Annotated in this window: 12 protein-coding genes; 5 read left to right on the forward strand and 7 right to left on the reverse strand. The window is 65.3% G+C overall.

Annotated elements, in window-relative coordinates; all coding sequences use genetic code 11:
- Nucleotides 1–62 precede the first annotated feature (62 nt).
- The 4 genes from ACSQ12_RS12005 (at nt 63) to ACSQ12_RS12020 (ending at nt 3,159) form a co-directional block, all read left to right on the forward strand.
- Nucleotides 63–569: an NUDIX domain-containing protein gene (locus tag ACSQ12_RS12005; protein ID WP_436065543.1), complete on the forward strand. Its 507-nt coding sequence runs from the start codon at nt 63–65 to the stop codon at nt 567–569.
- Between the two features lie 105 nt (nt 570–674).
- Complete coding sequence (locus ACSQ12_RS12010; protein WP_436065544.1) at nt 675–1,655, forward strand: S1C family serine protease; 981 nt, start codon at nt 675–677, stop codon at nt 1,653–1,655.
- 619 nt (nt 1,656–2,274) lie between these two features.
- Complete coding sequence (locus tag ACSQ12_RS12015; protein ID WP_436065545.1) at nt 2,275–2,568, forward strand: hypothetical protein; 294 nt, start codon at nt 2,275–2,277, stop codon at nt 2,566–2,568.
- A gap of 156 nt (nt 2,569–2,724) precedes the next feature.
- Nucleotides 2,725–3,159: a protein-tyrosine phosphatase family protein gene (locus ACSQ12_RS12020; RefSeq protein ID WP_436065546.1), complete on the forward strand. Its 435-nt coding sequence runs from the start codon at nt 2,725–2,727 to the stop codon at nt 3,157–3,159.
- An 85-nt stretch (nt 3,160–3,244) separates the two neighbouring features.
- Here the strand turns inward: ACSQ12_RS12020 and ACSQ12_RS12025 are convergent, their stop codons facing one another.
- Nucleotides 3,245–4,519, reverse strand: a complete 1,275-nt coding sequence (locus ACSQ12_RS12025) for a CapA family protein (RefSeq protein ID WP_436065547.1) — start codon at nt 4,517–4,519, stop codon at nt 3,245–3,247.
- A gap of 82 nt (nt 4,520–4,601) precedes the next feature.
- Here ACSQ12_RS12025 and ACSQ12_RS12030 point away from each other — a divergent pair, with 82 nt between their 5' ends.
- Nucleotides 4,602–6,614 (forward strand): M3 family metallopeptidase, encoded by a 2,013-nt coding sequence (locus tag ACSQ12_RS12030; RefSeq protein WP_436065548.1) that lies wholly within the window; start codon nt 4,602–4,604, stop codon nt 6,612–6,614.
- Between the two features lie 143 nt (nt 6,615–6,757).
- Here the strand turns inward: ACSQ12_RS12030 and pdxS are convergent, their stop codons facing one another.
- The 6 genes from pdxS to ACSQ12_RS12060 all read right to left on the reverse strand — a co-directional run bounded on the left by pdxS (nt 6,758) and on the right by ACSQ12_RS12060 (nt 15,063).
- On the reverse strand, nt 6,758–7,684 hold the full coding sequence (gene pdxS, locus ACSQ12_RS12035) for a pyridoxal 5'-phosphate synthase lyase subunit PdxS (protein WP_011692158.1): 927 nt from the start codon (nt 7,682–7,684) through the stop codon (nt 6,758–6,760).
- Between the two features lie 166 nt (nt 7,685–7,850).
- Nucleotides 7,851–8,474 carry a phosphatidylinositol phosphate synthase gene (gene pgsA, locus ACSQ12_RS12040; protein ID WP_436065549.1) on the reverse strand — a complete coding sequence of 208 codons (624 nt, stop codon included), beginning with the start codon at nt 8,472–8,474 and terminating at the stop codon, nt 7,851–7,853.
- Nucleotides 8,467–9,057, reverse strand: coding sequence for an HIT family protein (locus ACSQ12_RS12045; RefSeq protein ID WP_209748352.1), 591 nt, complete (start codon nt 9,055–9,057; stop codon nt 8,467–8,469). The genes pgsA and ACSQ12_RS12045 overlap by 8 nt, the downstream gene beginning before the upstream one ends.
- A 22-nt stretch (nt 9,058–9,079) precedes the next feature.
- Entirely contained in the window at nt 9,080–11,089 is a 2,010-nt protein-coding gene (thrS, locus tag ACSQ12_RS12050) for a threonine--tRNA ligase (protein ID WP_436065550.1), read from the reverse strand.
- Between the two features lie 144 nt (nt 11,090–11,233).
- Entirely contained in the window at nt 11,234–14,734 is a 3,501-nt protein-coding gene (locus ACSQ12_RS12055; protein ID WP_436065551.1) for a DNA polymerase III subunit alpha, read from the reverse strand.
- Nucleotides 14,731–15,063 carry a DUF6504 family protein gene (locus tag ACSQ12_RS12060; protein WP_436065552.1) on the reverse strand — a complete coding sequence of 111 codons (333 nt, stop codon included), beginning with the start codon at nt 15,061–15,063 and terminating at the stop codon, nt 14,731–14,733. Before ACSQ12_RS12060 ends, ACSQ12_RS12055 begins: the two co-directional genes overlap by 4 nt.
- Between the last annotated feature and the right edge of the window lie 31 nt (nt 15,064–15,094).

Consider the following 15,094-nt stretch of genomic DNA (forward strand, 5'->3'; position numbering starts at 1 on the left):
CCGCGCGGAACGCCGGTGACGGTTTGTGACCGTCAGGAGACCGGGCGTGGGAAACTGGTCCCATGGACACCGCAGCTGCCAGCTTCCCGGAACACCTTCGCAACCCGTCCCGCCCCCGCGATCCAGGGGACGCCTGGGTCGAAGGCGCTCTGGGCAGGTTCTGGGGCCGCTTCGGGTCTGCCGGGCTCCTGGTACAGGATCCCGGCAAAGGCATCCTGCTGCAGCACCGGGCCACCTGGAGCCACCATGGCGGCACTTGGGGCCTGCCCGGCGGGGCGTTGCACCAGGGCGAAGACGCCATTGCGGGCGCCCTGCGCGAAGCACACGAAGAAGCGGCCGTCCCGCCGGACAACGTGCGCGTCCTCTTCACGTCCGTGTACGACGTCGGATACTGGTCATACACCACCGTGGCGGTGCGCGTCGTTGAATCCTTCGAACCGGCCATCAACGATCCGGAGAGCATCGAGCTGAAGTGGGTCCCGGCCGGTTCCGTTGAAGACAGGGAACTCCACCCGGCGTTCGCCACGGCCTGGCCTGAGCTATGGCGCCGGCTGGTGCACCCCCGCTGATCCCCTGGTTTTTCTGCCTGGTTTCTCTGACGGCGTAGCAGTGGCCGGACTAGTGGCGCGAGCACAGCCGTTGACATAGGTAGGCACCATGTCAGGAGGCACACCATGGCGGCAGCCAGCAGCGGGATCAACGGAACCCACACCCTTGAAGACCCGCTCGATTCCTATTCCGCAACAGTCATCCGCGTCGCGGAAACCGTCACCCCGCACGTCGCCGCCGTCGAAATGACCGGCACGGGCCGCAACGGCAGATACCGGGTTGGCACAGGCTCGGCTGTCCTGTTCACCTCCGACGGCTACCTGGTGACCAACGCCCATGTGGTGGGCTCTGCGGGAAAGGGACACGCCGTGTTCGCCGACGGCACCCGGACGGCTGTTGAAGTGGTGGGCGCCGATCCCCTGTCCGACCTCGCCATTGTGCACGGTAAGGCACCCATGGTCCGGCCGGCCGAATTCGGCGACGCCGAACTCCTCAAGGTCGGGCAGCTGGTGATCGCGGTGGGTAATCCGCTGGGACTCTCGGGCTCCGTGACCGCAGGAGTGGTCAGCGGCCTGGGCCGTTCCATCCCCGTGTGGTCCGGACGCAACCGGCGCGTGATCGAGGACGTCATCCAGACCGACGCCGCGCTTAACCCCGGCAACTCCGGAGGCGCCCTGGCCGACGCACGGGGCAGGATCGTAGGCATCAACACGGCGGTCGCCGGAGCGGGACTGGGTTTGGCGGTTCCTGTCAACGCCACGTCTCGCCGGATTATCGCCTCGCTCCTCTCGGACGGGCGGGTCCGGCGCGCCTACCTGGGGCTCGTGAACACTCCCGTGCAGCTTCCGGTCAGCTCTGTGGTCCGAACCGGCCACCGGGATGGCCTACTGGTTGTTGAAGTGCTTCCGGAATCGCCCGCCGAACGGGCGGGCCTTCGCGCCGGAGACGTGCTGTTGAGCGTGGGGCGGAAGTCCGTTTCGAACGCGGAGAGCCTCCAGAAGCTGCTCTTCTCGGAGGCTATCGGGGCACCGTTGGACATTTCGGCGCTCCGCGACGGAACAGAACTCCACGTTGTGGCCGTACCGGAGGAAATGAGCGCGCCGTAACATTCCTGACGGCCGGGGCGCGGAACGATGCCGCACGGCCGAAATGCTGCCAATTTCACACAAACCGGACAGAGGCAGCTGATGGGACTGTCCCGCGATGAGGATACCGCAATCCCGACTGTAATAAACCCTTGAGCCTATTCGGATCAGGGTGACAACGCTATCGTTGTTATTGGATATCCCCCTGTTCACAGCGACGTGGCGGACGGGCGATGTCCCGGCAGTACAGCCGGGTTGCCGGACCATTGATCCTGGACCCGGGTTATGGGGTATTGGGGTAGGCACCGGGGGGTGCCCTCATATCGATACCGTGCACCGACGCCGATTATACATGGTGCGGGGCGCGGGGGTTTCCCGAAAGCGGCAGGACTCTGCGTTGCCGCGATGAATCGAGTCGCCAAAAATGGGGCACAAGCCGATTCACGGAACGTATCGCCGCATAAATTTGGGGCCACAAACCGCAGGCAAACATTCGAACAGGAATCTTGAGTCCGGCACCGCCCACAGCGGGCGCACCGGAGGTCATGCGATTCACCACCGAGATTCCGCCTGCCCGGATCCGCCTGCGGCCAACCACCAGGAATTAACCACAAGTTAGGACGATCTCATGAAGAGGTCAATGGGATTACTCGCATCCACCCTGCTGGCCGCAGGACTCGGTATTGGCGGAACGGCAATGGCTGCCGGACCTGCCGCAGCGGATACGGGACTGCAGTCCGTCACGATTTCGGCTGAGAACTACCAGAGCTACACGGACCACAAGAGGGACGATGACAAGCGCGACTGGCGTCACGACCGCAGGTGGTGTGAGCGGAACGGCTACTGGCACCACCACAGGGGTGACAGGGACCACAGGGGTGGCTGGCACTTCCACAGCTACTGTGACGATGACCATCGTCGCGGCCACCACTAGGCTGCCAACCGCCGCCTGACCGGCCGGTCTGAGGCGTTGCCGGTCTCAGGCGCCGCCGGTCTGAGGCACCAGGTGAGGGGCATCGCTTCCGGCGATGCCCCTCTCCAGGAGTACCGCTCCCTTCCCGATCCGGCGAGCAAATGCGAGAGTCAGTCCATGAATACCTGGGACCCACGGGCTGCCGGCGTCGTCAGCTTCCCCTCCGGCAGGCTGATCCGCGCTCGGGCGCTCCGTCAGCCGCTACCGCCGGGTCCCCGCCCCGACTTCGCCGTGTACCTGCTCGGCAGGCGCCCGGCTCCAGCGGGATGGGAGCAACGGTGGGTGCGTTGGCCGGATTTCTGGCTGCCGGTCGACCAGACAGATGCCCTGGATGCGTTGCGGGAAGCATGGCTGCGATCGAAGGCGGAGCGGGTTGAAATCGCCTGCCGGGGCGGTCGCGGCAGGACCGGCACTGCCCTCGCCTGCCTCGCCGTTATGGATGGCATCCCGCCCGGGCGGGCGGTGTCGTTCGTAAGGGAGCAGTACGGGCGGGCGGTGGAGGCACCCTGGCAACACTGGTTTGTCAGGCATGTTGCCCGCAGGATCAAGTGAACCGCTGTCCCGCAGCCATGGCCGGCTGCCCAAGGTTCGCGAACTCACAGGTCCCGCTTCTCCAAGCCAGCACTTGGCGCCGTCTCTATCGTTCGGCGGAAATGATCAGTTCCCGGGCACCCGCCGCTGCGGCCCCCATGGATTCCACTACCGTCCGGGTCCTCAACCGCGTGGCAGCGTCCGCTTCGGAGCCGGCGCACGGTCCCTGCGGCGCATCTGCAGCCACGGAACACCAGCGGTAGGGGTCGCGGACGATCACCGAGGGCACCCAGGCAAGGTCCGACGCCTGCCATTTTCCGGCTGCGTCCTGGCTGAACTGCGCCCGCACCAGCAGGCCCTCGTTGTTCACCACATACCAGGGGGACAGCTCGGTCACGCCGTTGCCCAGACCGTAAACGATCCACGTCCCTTTGTAGTTTTCAATGGGCAGCACGGAGTGTGTGTGATGGCCGTAAATCATGGTGAATTCGCCGCTGTCCACCAGGGCATGGGCCGTGTCCTGCTGCTGGGCGTTCGGGGTGCTGGCATATTCGTCACCGGCGTGCATGACTCCAAGTACGATGTCCGCACCGAGCGCCCTGGCCTTCTTCGCTTTGGCAATCATGGCCGGCGCATCAAGCATGTCCACCTGCCAGGCGTGCTCGGGGTATTGCCCGTTCAGGCCGTAGGCGGCTTCGATCACCGCTATCCTGGCGGCATCGGTCTGCAGGATCAGGATGCCCTGCGAGTCGGCCTCGGTCCGGTAGGAGCCCGTGTGTTTCAAGCCGGCGGCATCCAGCGCGTCGAGGGTCCGGACGAGGCCGCTGGTCCCTTGGTCGATGGCGTGGTTGCTGGCGGTGGTGCAGGCCTGGTAGCCAACGTTCTTCGACGCGGTGACGATCTGTGGCGGCACGTTGAACGAGGGGTAGGCCGAGAAGGGACCCTCCGGTTCCGCGACCGGAGTTTCCTGGTGGCAGATGGCGAGGTCGCTTGCCCTGATGTACTCACGCTGGCCTTCGAGCAACGGGGCGAAGTCCAACCCGGGTTTTCCGAGCGCCGCCGCGTCGGCACGCGCCTGGTCCCACAACTGGGCATGGACCAGCATGTCCCCGGTCACCAGCACGGACGTGCACCGGACAGCCGCGCACGCCGGGCCCTTGCCTGCTGTCGGTTCCGAAGAAGGGGCCGGCGCCTCAGGTGCAGCTGACGACGGCGGCGCGGACGCCGCCGTCGTGCCCGCCGCTTCGGCGGAACGCTGCCCGGCGCCCTGTTCGGCCACAACGCCGCACGACGACAAGCTCAGCAGCAGGGCAACAGCGGCCAACGCCGCGACTCCCCGTCCCGCGATTGATTTTCGGTAGCATCCGTGCGACTCCCCCATGGGCGCCATCCTACGGCGGACCATCCCGGAATACCGAAAATTCACCGTTGAGAACCGCCCGGTTACATGAAAGGGTTGCTTCATGACCAACCCCCTCCTGAGCCCCAGCCCTTTGCCGTTCGGGCTCCCCCCGTTTGCCGAAATCGAAGAGTTCCACTATTCCGAGGCGGTCCGCGCAGGCCTTGCCGGGCACTTGGCTGAGATCCGGGCAATCGTGGGCAATCCGGAACCCGCAACCTTCGAAAACACCGTGCTGGCCATGGAGCGTTCCGGGCAGCTCCTCCAGCGCGCCGCCGCGTCGTTCTACACGCTGGTCTCTGCCCATGCCTCGGACGGCATCCGCGCCCTCGAGACGGAACTGTCCCCGGAGTTTTCCGCCCATCAGGACGCCATCTACATGAACCGGGGGCTGTTTGACCGGTTCGCCGCCGTGGACGTCACCGGGCTCGACGTAGAATCCACCAGGCTCGTGGAGGAGTACCTCAAGGAGTTCCGCCAGTCGGGCATTCAGCTCGATGACGCCGGGCAGGAACGGCTCCGGACGGTAAACGCGGAGCTGTCCCGGCTCGGAACTGAATTCGGTCAGCGCACCAAGGAAGCCATGAAGACCTCGGCCCTGCTTCTCGACGACGGCGCGGAACTGTCAGGGCTGCCGGCGGACGACGTCGCCAGCGCCGCCGAAGCAGCCCGCGCGGCCGGGCACGACGGAAAATTCCTGCTTGCGCTCATCCAGCCCAGCAACCAGCCCGCCATGGCGTCCCTGGAAAACCGCGACGTCCGCCGCCGCCTCTACCAGGCGTCCATCAGCCGGGGAAGCAGCGGGGGCAGCCTCGATGTCCTGGAGTTGGTGCAGTCCATGGTTGCGCTCCGCGCCGAGAAGGCCCGCCTGCTGGGGTTCGCCAACTACGCCGAGCTCACCGTGGACCGGCAGACGGCTCCCGATTTCGAAGCTGTGCAGACCATGATGAACCGGCTGGCGCCTGCCGCCGTCCGGAACGCCGACGCCGAAGCGGCCGCCCTGGCAGAGGTGGCAGGCCATCCGCTCGAGGCCTGGGACTGGGCCTACTATTCCGCGAAGGTGCGGCGCGAGCGGTACAGCGTGGACGAGCAGGCGTTGCGCCCGTACTTCGAACTGGACCGGGTCCTGCGCGACGGAGTCTTCTTCGCCGCCACATCCCTGTACGGCGTCACCTTCCACGAACGCACCGACCTCCAGGGCTACCACCCCGACGTCCGGGTCTGGGAAGTCCGCAACGAGGACGGATCAGAGCTGGGCTTGTTCCTGGGGGACTACTACTCACGCGAATCCAAACGCGGCGGCGCCTGGATGAACTCGCTGGTGGACCAGTCCGCACTGCTGGGCACACAGCCGGTAGTGATCAACAACCTGAACATTTCCAAGCCGCCGGCCGGAGAGCCCACGCTGCTGACCCTGGACGAACTCCGGACTGCGTTCCACGAGTTCGGGCATGCCCTGCACGGACTGTTTTCCCGCGTGACCTTCCCGAGGTTCTCCGGTACCGCCGTTCCGCGGGACTTTGTGGAGTACCCCTCCCAGGTCAACGAAATGTGGATCATGTGGCCCGAGGTGCTGGCCAACTACGCCCGCCACCACGTCACCGGCGAGCCCCTGGCCCAGGACATCGTGGACAGGCTCAATGAATCGCAACTGTGGGGCGAAGGTTTCGGCACCACGGAGTACCTGGGCGCTGCGCTCCTGGACCTTGCCTGGCATGTCCTGGACGAATCCGGGGTCCCGGCCGATGTCCTGGCGTTCGAAGCCAAGGCCCTGGCGGCGGCCGGTGTTGCGCACCATCTGATCCCGCCGCGGTATCGCACCGGCTACTTCCAGCACATCTTCGCCGGGGACGGCTACGCTGCGGGCTACTACTCCTACATCTGGAGCGAGGTTCTTGATGCGGACACCGTGGAATGGTTCAAGGAAAACGGCGGGCTCAGCCGGGCCAACGGCGATTTCTTCCGGAACGAACTGCTGTCCCGGGGCAACAGCCGCGAACCACTGGATTCGTTCCGGGCCTTCCGGGGCCGGGACGCCCGGCTGGAGCCGCTGCTGAAACGCCGCGGTCTCGAATAGCTTCCTCCCCACCCAACTGACTGGCAGTTAAGGTCGTGAAAGGCGACTTTCGCGACGTTAACTGCTAGTCAGTTGGGTTAACTGACGACGGCGGCGGGCCACCTTCCCGGGTGACCCGCCGCCGTCGTACTGCTGTTGAGCTGTTACCAGCCGCGCTCGGCGAGGCGGTGCGGCTGCGGGATCTCGTCGACGTTGATGCCCACCATGGCTTCGCCCAGGCCGCGGGAGGCCTTGGCGATCACGTCGGGGTCATCGAAGAAGGTGGTGGCCTTCACGACGGCGGCGGCACGCTGGGCCGGGTTGCCGGACTTGAAGATGCCCGAGCCGACGAACACGCCGTCAGCGCCGAGCTGCATCATCATCGCGGCGTCGGCCGGGGTGGCGATGCCGCCGGCGGTGAACAGGACCACGGGGAGCTTGCCGGCGGCAGCAACTTCCTTGACCAGTTCGTACGGGGCCTGCAGTTCCTTGGCCGCGACGTAGAGCTCGTCTTCGGGCAGGGCCGCGAGCTTGGCGATCTCGGAACGGATCTGGCGCATGTGCCCGGTGGCGTTGGAGACGTCGCCGGTCCCGGCTTCGCCCTTGGACCGGATCATGGCCGCGCCCTCGTTGATGCGGCGAAGCGCCTCACCGAGGTTGGTGGCGCCACAGACGAAGGGAACCTTGAAGTTCCACTTGTCGATGTGGTTGACGTAGTCGGCCGGGGTCAGGACCTCGGACTCGTCGATGTAGTCCACGCCGAGGGACTGCAGGACCTGGGCTTCGACAAAGTGGCCGATCCGGGCCTTGGCCATGACCGGCACGGACACGGCTTCGATGATCTTGTCGATCATGTCCGGATCGGACATGCGGGACACGCCGCCCTGGGCCCGGATGTCGGCCGGAACGCGTTCCAGCGCCATCACGGCCACGGCACCGGCGTCTTCGGCGATGCGGGCTTGTTCGACGTTGACGACGTCCATGATGACGCCGCCCTTGAGCATCTCTGCCATGCCGCGCTTGACGCGGTTGCTGCCCGTGACGCTGTTGGCGGACGAGCCGGCTTCGCTGCTTACATCAGGTGTAGACACAAAAACCCCTATGGGTAGCTAGATGTTACGTAGATCCGGTCTCTCGGTTCCGGCGCAGGCGGCAGCATAGACGGGATAAGCCACGCCGCGCGCACACCGGATTACCGGATCCAATGACCAGGTACTGCTAATACTAGTCCCACGCTGCGACGCAGCTGAATTCGGGTTACCCCGGCAGTCCCGTCTCTTCCAGCGACTGCCGGTGCACGGTGGCGATCCGCTGGATCACGGTGACCAGGCTGGCGGCGGCCAGGAGGATCAGCGTCACCAGCAGGACCACGCTGGGAAGGCCGATCCCGGTGAATCCGGTGACCACGAGCACCGACACGAGCCGTTCCGCGCGCTCGGCAATGCCCACGTTGGCGTGGAAGCCCAGGGCTTCGGCCTTCGCCCGAGCATAGGAAACCACCATGCCCAGCACCAGGCATACGACGGCAGCGACGGCGATCGCACGGTCCGCGCCTCCGGTGAAATACCAGATGGCAAGGCCGGCAAACAGGGCGCCGTCGGCGACCCTGTCCAGGGTGGAATCCAGGAAGTTGCCCCAACGGCCGCCGCGCTCCTGCATCCGGGCCATGATCCCGTCGAGCACGTCCGAGAAGATAAAGGCCGTTATAAACAGCGTTCCCCACCAGAGCTCGCCCAGCGGGTAGAGGACCAGCGCGCCCACCACGACGCCGGCCGTGCCCACAATGGTGATGGCGTCCGGTGAAACACCGATCTTCAGCAGCCAGCGGGCAAGCGGTGAGAACAGGGCGGTGAAGAACCCGCGGGCATGCCGGTTAAGCATGTTCGTCCTGCGGCCAGGCCTCGGCAACCTGCTGGCGGACCTCGCCCAGCGTCTGGGTGATCGCTTTTGTCTGGGCGATGATGGGGAAGAAGTTGCCGTCCCCTCCCCAACGCGGGACCACGTGCTGGTGCAGGTGGCCGGCTATTCCGGCCCCGCCCACCACGCCCTGGTTCATCCCGAGATTGAAGCCACCGGGGTTGGACACCTTCCGCAGGACCCGCATGGACGTCTGCGTCAGTGCCGCGAATTCCGCCGTTTCCTCCACGGTCAGGTCCGTGTAATCCGGAATGTGGCGGTAAGGGCAGATCAGCAGGTGGCCCGGGTTATACGGGAAGAGGTTCAGCACCACGTAGCCGGTACGTCCGCGGTAAACAATCAGTGAGTCTTCGTCGCTGCGGGCAGGGGCCACACAGAACGGACAGTCGTCCTTGTTCTTGAACTGGTGCTGGCCGCCCTTGATGTAGGCCATGCGGTGCGGGGTCCACAGGCGCTGGAAAGCGTCCGGGACTCCGGCCAGACCGAATTCATCGGTCACGTCGCCGTCGCCCGGATATCCCCCGCCAGCGCCTGTGTTCTCCTGCACGTCGCCTGCCATTCCGCTTTCGCTAGCTGGTCCGGTTGCGGACGGCTTCGACAATCCTCCGGACGGCCTCGGCCACCGGCACACCGTTGTCCTGGCTGCCGTCGCGGAACCGGAAGGACACTGCTCCGGCCTCGGCATCCTCGCCGCCGGCAATCAGGACAAACGGAATTTTGTCCTTGCTGGCGGTGCGGATCTTCTTCGGGAAGCGGTCGGAAGAAATGTCCACTTCCGCCCGGATGCCTGCGGCCTTGAGCTGATCCACGACGTCGAACATGTAGTCGTTGAAGGCTTCCGCCACGGGGATGCCAACAACCTGCACGGGTGCCAGCCACGCCGGGAAGGCGCCGGCGTAGTGTTCCGTCAGCACGCCCATGAACCGTTCCACGGAACCGAACAGGGCGCGGTGGATCATGACCGGACGCTGGCGGGTGCCGTCGGCGGCCTGGAACTCCAGCTCGAAGCGCTCAGGCAGGTTGAAGTCCAGCTGGATGGTGGACATCTGCCAGGTCCGGCCGAGTGCGTCTTTTGCCTGGACAGAAATCTTGGGGCCATAGAACGCGGCTCCGCCCGGATCCGGGACGAGCTCCAGGCCGGACGCTTCAGCCACCTCGGCCAGCGTGCGGGTGGCTTCCTCCCAGGTGGCGTCGTCTCCCACGAACTTGTCTTCGTTCTTGGTGGAGAGTTCCAGGTAGAAGTCGTCCAGGCCGTAGTCCTTGAGCAGGCCAAGCACGAAGTTCAACGTGGTGGTGAGCTCGTCCTTCATCTGCTCGCGGGTGCAGTAGATGTGGGCGTCGTCCTGTGTCATGCCGCGCACCCGGGTCAGGCCGTGCACCACGCCCGACTTTTCGTAGCGGTACACCGAACCGAATTCGAAGAGCCGCAGGGGAAGTTCCCGGTAGGACCGTCCGCGGGACCGGAAGATCAGGTTGTGCATGGGGCAGTTCATCGGCTTCAGGTAGTAGTCCTGGCCGGGCTTGCGCACGGTGCCGTCCTCGTTCAGTTCCGCGTCGATGTGCATCGCCGGGAACATGCCCTCCTTGTACCAGTCCAGGTGGCCCGAGACTTCGTAGAGGTGCCCCTTGGTGATGTGCGGGGTATAGACGAAGTCGTAGCCGGCATCCACGTGGCGCTGGCGGGAGTAGTCCTCCATGGCCTTGCGGATGATGCCGCCCTTGGGGTGGAACACGGGAAGGCCGGAGCCAAGCTCGTCCGGGAAGGAGAACAGGTCCAGCTCGGCGCCGAGTTTGCGGTGGTCGCGGCGTTCGGCTTCCGCGATGCGCTCCTGGTAGGCCTTGAGGGCGTCCTTGGTGGGCCAGGCGGTCCCGTAAATGCGCTGCAGCTGCTGGTTGTTCTGGTTGCCGAGCCAGTAAGCGGCTGAAGACCGGGTCAGGGCGAACGCGTTGGAGATGAGCTTGGTGTTGGGCAGGTGGGGTCCGCGGCACAGGTCGCACCAGACGCTGTCCCCGCTCTTGCGGTCCACGTTGTCGTAGATGGTGATGTCTCCGGCGCCCACCTCGACGTTGACGCCTTCTCCGGCGTCGGCCGCGTTGTTCTTCTTGCCCAGGAGTTCGAGCTTGTAGGGCTCGTTCTTCATGGCTTCGCGTGCTTCATCCTCGGACACCACGCGGCGGACGAACTTCTGGTTCTGGTTGATGATTTTGAGCATCATCTTTTCCAGGGTCTTCAGGTCTTCCGGGGTGAACGGCTCGGCGACGTCGAAGTCGAAGTAGAACCCGTCCGTGATGTAGGGGCCGATGCCCAGCTTGGCGTCAGGACGCAACTGCTGCACGGCCTGGGCCATCACGTGTGCGGTCGAGTGCCGGAGGACATTGAGCCCGTCCGGCGAATCGATGGTGACGCCTTCGATGTCCGCACCCTCGGGGAGCGGCTGGTCGAGGTCCTTCAGTTCGCCGTTTACTCGGGCAACCACAACGTCGCGGCGCTCAAAGAAGAGTTCCGCGCCGGTGGTCCCGGTAGTCACCTTGGTCTCTTCGCCGTCGACGATGAGGGTGATCTGCTGGGCATCTGACACGGGTGTCTCCTATTCAAAGTTAAGGCTTCGTAGCTTGTGGCGTACGGGGACCACAGCCAGCCTCGTCCATGCTATCGGTTGAGAGATGGGCCGACCAAAGCGGCGCGCGTCCGGCCCACGCGCCTGACCCTTCCGGAGGGAAGCTCAGCCGCCGAGACCCGTGATGGCCAGGCTGCGGCTGATTCCGTCCAGCGGCCCCTGCAACTGGAGGGCCGGATCCCAGGAGTCGGCGGTTTGCTTTTCCGGGTACGGGAGGGTCTCGGTGCGGCTGAGGTCCCACGCCATGGTGGCGCTGATGCTGATCCCCCGCGGCCCGGTCCTGCGGGTGTTGCCGCGAATCAGGAGCAGCCGGGTGCCGAACAGCAACGGGCCGGCCAGCTCCTGGGCCTCATGGAAGAACACCGAGTCCACGCAACCGGTGCCGTCGTCGATGCTGATGAAAACCACCCTGCGCCCTCCGCGCATCGGAGGCGTCTGGGTGGCAATCCGGACTCCGGCCACCAGTACTTCCGTGCCGTTCCTGAGCCCCAGGAGCTTATCCGCCGTGGTGACGCCCAGCTTGTCGAGCAGGGGCCGGTGGCTGGTCATCAGGTGTTCACTGACATCCACGGCCATGAGGTCAAGCTCTGCCCTGACGTTTTCGATCATGCTCGGAGCAGGCAGCTCGGCCTTCAGGTTCCTGAGTTCAACATCGCCCAGGGGCAGGGACAGCTGGCCCTCGATGACCTCGACGCCCTTTTTGGAGGGCCGGTTCTGGAGGGTCTGCAGGTGCTGGACAAGGTCAGCCCGGTTGGCGGCTCCGCCGGATTCGCGGTGCAGGGTATCGAAGGCTCCCAGCTGGGCAAGCCGCTTGATGCTGGGTTTGCTCAGCCTGGAGCGGGCACGCAGGTCAGCCAGCGAGTCGTAAGGCTGCCCTGCAACGATCCTTTTGAGTTCAGCCCCCGAGAGCCCGTAGATGCCGTTCAGGCTCAACCGGATGCCCAGCTTGCCGCGGTCCGGACCGGCCCCGACCCGTTCCACGCGGTACTCAGCCTGACTCCGGTTGATGTCCAGCGGAAGAATGGGTATCCCCAGCCGCCGCGCTTCAGCCACCAGGAGCCGCTTGGGGTACATTCCGGGATCGTGTTCCCACAGCCCGGCAAGGAAAGCCTCAGGGTGGTGGGCTTTCAACCAGGCCGACTGATAGGTGGGCACGGCGAAGGCCGCCCCGTGTGCCTTGCAGAAGCCAAAACTGCCAAAGGCCTTCAGCGTCCCCCAGACCTTGTCCACGACCTCGGGGGTGTAACCCCTCACCCGGGCTTCCTTGCGGAAGAATTCCTCCACCTTTGGTTCCAGGAGTTCGTTCCCCAAGGCGCGGCGGAATTCGTCAGCCCGGGCCAGCCCGCATTTGGTCATGACATCGAAGGTCTTCAGGATTTGTTCATGGAACACCGTCACGCCATGGGTTTCCTGGAGCACGGGCTTGAGGTCCGGGTGCGGATAAACCTCCGGCGCAAAACCGTGGCGGTGTTCCAGGAAGGGACGCACCATGTCCGACTTCATGGGCCCCGGGCGGAACAGCGAAATGTCGATGATGAGGTCGTTGAATTCACGCGGGGCCATCTTGCCGATCAGTTCCCGTTGTCCGGGGGATTCGATCTGGAAGCAACCCAGGGTGTGCGTACTCCGGATCAGCTCGTAGGTTGGTTCGTCATCCAGGGGCACGGCGTTGAGGTCAATGCGCCCGTCAGCCGCGATGTAGTCCGGTCCTGTTCCGTCCGGGCCGGGACCATGGGCACCGGCTGCCACCACCTCGGCCTTCGTGGGATGCAGCCTGATGACTTCCCGGACAGCAAAGGCCATGGCGCTTTGCATCCGGACGCCGAGAACGTCCAGCTTGAGCATGCCCATCGGGTCCATGTCGTGCTTGTCGAACTGGCTCATGGGCAGGCCAAGTCCGCTGGGCTGGACGGGTGTCCTGTCCAGCAGGGTGGCATCGCCGAGGATCACCCCGCAAGGGTGCATCGAGATGTGCCTCGGCAGGCGGTCGAGCCTCTCGGTTAAGTCTACGAGCAGGTCCAGTTGCTGGTTTTCCGCGAAATCCCGCTGCTCCACCCTTCCCGCGAACTCTCTAAGCTCCGGCTTTTCCACCAGGGCTTCCCGGAAGTTCCTTGCAGAGAAGCGCCAAAGCTGCTTGGCGATCTCGCCGATGTCGCCGTCGTCCATGCCAAGCGCCATGCCGGCATCACGGACGGCACCGCGAGCGCGGTAGCCGTTCTGCATGCTCATGAGGGTGACGCGTTCCGCTCCGAAGCGGTCAAAGATCCGCCGGTAGACATTGTGCCGTTCGGCACTTTCAACGTCGATGTCGATGTCCGGAAGGGTGGCCCTGTCGCGGGAAAGGAACCGCTCGAAGATGAGGTCGTGCTGCAGTGGGTTCACCTGGCTGACATCGATGAGGTAGTTAACCAGGCTGGAGGCGCCGGAGCCCCTGGCCGCTGCCCTGACCCCCATGTCCAGGATCATCCGGGAAACCTCGGCCACTGTCAGGAAGTAGGAGGCAAATCCGAGGTTGGCGATGATCCGCAGTTCGTGCTCCAGCCGTGCCCGCATTTCCGCCTCGGGCCGCCCTGATATCCCCGGGAACCGGCGGCCGATGCCCGCCTCGCAGCGCAGGGTCAGCTCAACCAGGGGGTCGCCTTCGATGCCGATGACGGATGCTTCAGGTACAACCGGCCGCTTCCATCCCATATCTGTGACGGGATCCATCCGGCAGCGGTCCGCGAGCGCCTCGGTCTGGCCTAGCAGCCTCGTGAGGTCAGTGGCGCCGTAGCCGGCTGCATGGATGATTTCCTGCCCGAGTTCGAGCATTTGGGCAGATGTTTTCAGCCACCCCCGCCCATTGGGCTGCAGCAACGGCTCCGCTGTCAGCTCGGGCAGCGATTTCAAGGTGCGGGCCGAATCCAGCACATCCGCCGTGGCGGCGCCGTCCTCCGCGCAGTACCGCACCGCGTTGGTCAGAACGGCCGGAACCCCGTGCTCGGCGGCAAGCTTGAGCATGCGCACCGCATGGGCGGTGCTCAGCGGCGCACCGGGGGAACTGAGGTGCGACACCACTTCGGCTGCCACGGTTCCCTTCGGCATGCCGTCCAGCCATTGTTTGAACAGCGTGCGGGGGCGAAGGTACCGGCGTCCGCCCATAGCCCTCCCGACGTCGGAATCCGGTCCCACCAGCACCGTCAGCACCGGCTCCAGGGTTCCCGGGTGCAGTGCCCGGGAAGCAATTTCGGCGCGGGTCACCGCCACGGGAACCGTTCCCCCGGCTTTGCCTGAGGTACGGGCATGGGCGTCGGAAATCAGCCGGCAAAGGGCGCGGTAGCCGGCGCCGTTGTTGTGTCCGTGGGCAAGTACGACGACGCGGCCGGCGAGCTGGGTGCGGAGGTCGCCGTCGTCATCGAAGACTGCAAGGTCAACCCCGACGACGGGATCCAGGCCGGCCGCCATGCAGGCCTTGAGGTGTTTGACGGTGCCGTACAGGCCGTCCCTGTCGGTGCAGGCAAGCGCAGTGGCGCCGTCGGCGGCAGCCGCCTGGGCGAGCTCCTCCGGCCAGGAGACACCATAGTGGGCGCTGAAGGCTGTGGAAACGTGAAGATGGGTGAAACTCATGCTGATTGCGGCCTTAGGGCATCGTGGATCTTCAGCAGCCTCCACCGGCCGTTTCCGATGTTCCTTGTCAGGTCCAGGGTGAGGGTTTCATGGGGTTGCGGGGGTTCCTTGGCGCCGGTTGGCCGGACCTGGACGCGCCAGATTTCGTGATCCACCAGCCCCGGGCCTGTTCCCAGCGGCGCCCGGGTTTCCTCGACCCACCACTGGCGGCGTTCAAACCAGTGCACCGGCTCTGCGCAGACCGTGTAATGACGACCTGCCCAGGTGAGTGCGGACGGCTGTCCGGCAGGTGAGCAGACGACGTCGACACCTTCGCTGAACAAGCCCATCGGCGCCTCCCGAAACTGCACTCCCCCTCCC

The organism is Arthrobacter sp. LjRoot14 (assembly GCF_964253905.1).
Lineage (GTDB): Bacteria > Actinomycetota > Actinomycetes > Actinomycetales > Micrococcaceae > Arthrobacter.

Excerpts from the sequence above, each read along its gene's own strand:
- ACSQ12_RS12005 (WP_436065543.1), top strand. The coding sequence starts at position 63 with ATGGACACCGCAGCTGCCAGCTTCCCGGAACACCTTCGCAACCCGTCC.
- ACSQ12_RS12010 (WP_436065544.1), top strand. The coding sequence starts at position 675 with ATGGCGGCAGCCAGCAGCGGGATCAACGGAACCCACACCCTTGAAGAC.
- ACSQ12_RS12015 (WP_436065545.1), top strand. The coding sequence starts at position 2,275 with ATGGGATTACTCGCATCCACCCTGCTGGCCGCAGGACTCGGTATTGGC.
- ACSQ12_RS12020 (WP_436065546.1), top strand. The coding sequence starts at position 2,725 with ATGAATACCTGGGACCCACGGGCTGCCGGCGTCGTCAGCTTCCCCTCC.
- ACSQ12_RS12025 (WP_436065547.1), bottom strand. The coding sequence starts at position 4,519 with ATGGGGGAGTCGCACGGATGCTACCGAAAATCAATCGCGGGACGGGGA.
- ACSQ12_RS12030 (WP_436065548.1), top strand. The coding sequence starts at position 4,602 with ATGACCAACCCCCTCCTGAGCCCCAGCCCTTTGCCGTTCGGGCTCCCC.
- pgsA (WP_436065549.1), bottom strand. The coding sequence starts at position 8,474 with ATGCTTAACCGGCATGCCCGCGGGTTCTTCACCGCCCTGTTCTCACCG.
- ACSQ12_RS12055 (WP_436065551.1), bottom strand. The coding sequence starts at position 14,734 with ATGAGTTTCACCCATCTTCACGTTTCCACAGCCTTCAGCGCCCACTAT.
- ACSQ12_RS12060 (WP_436065552.1), bottom strand. The coding sequence starts at position 15,063 with ATGGGCTTGTTCAGCGAAGGTGTCGACGTCGTCTGCTCACCTGCCGGA.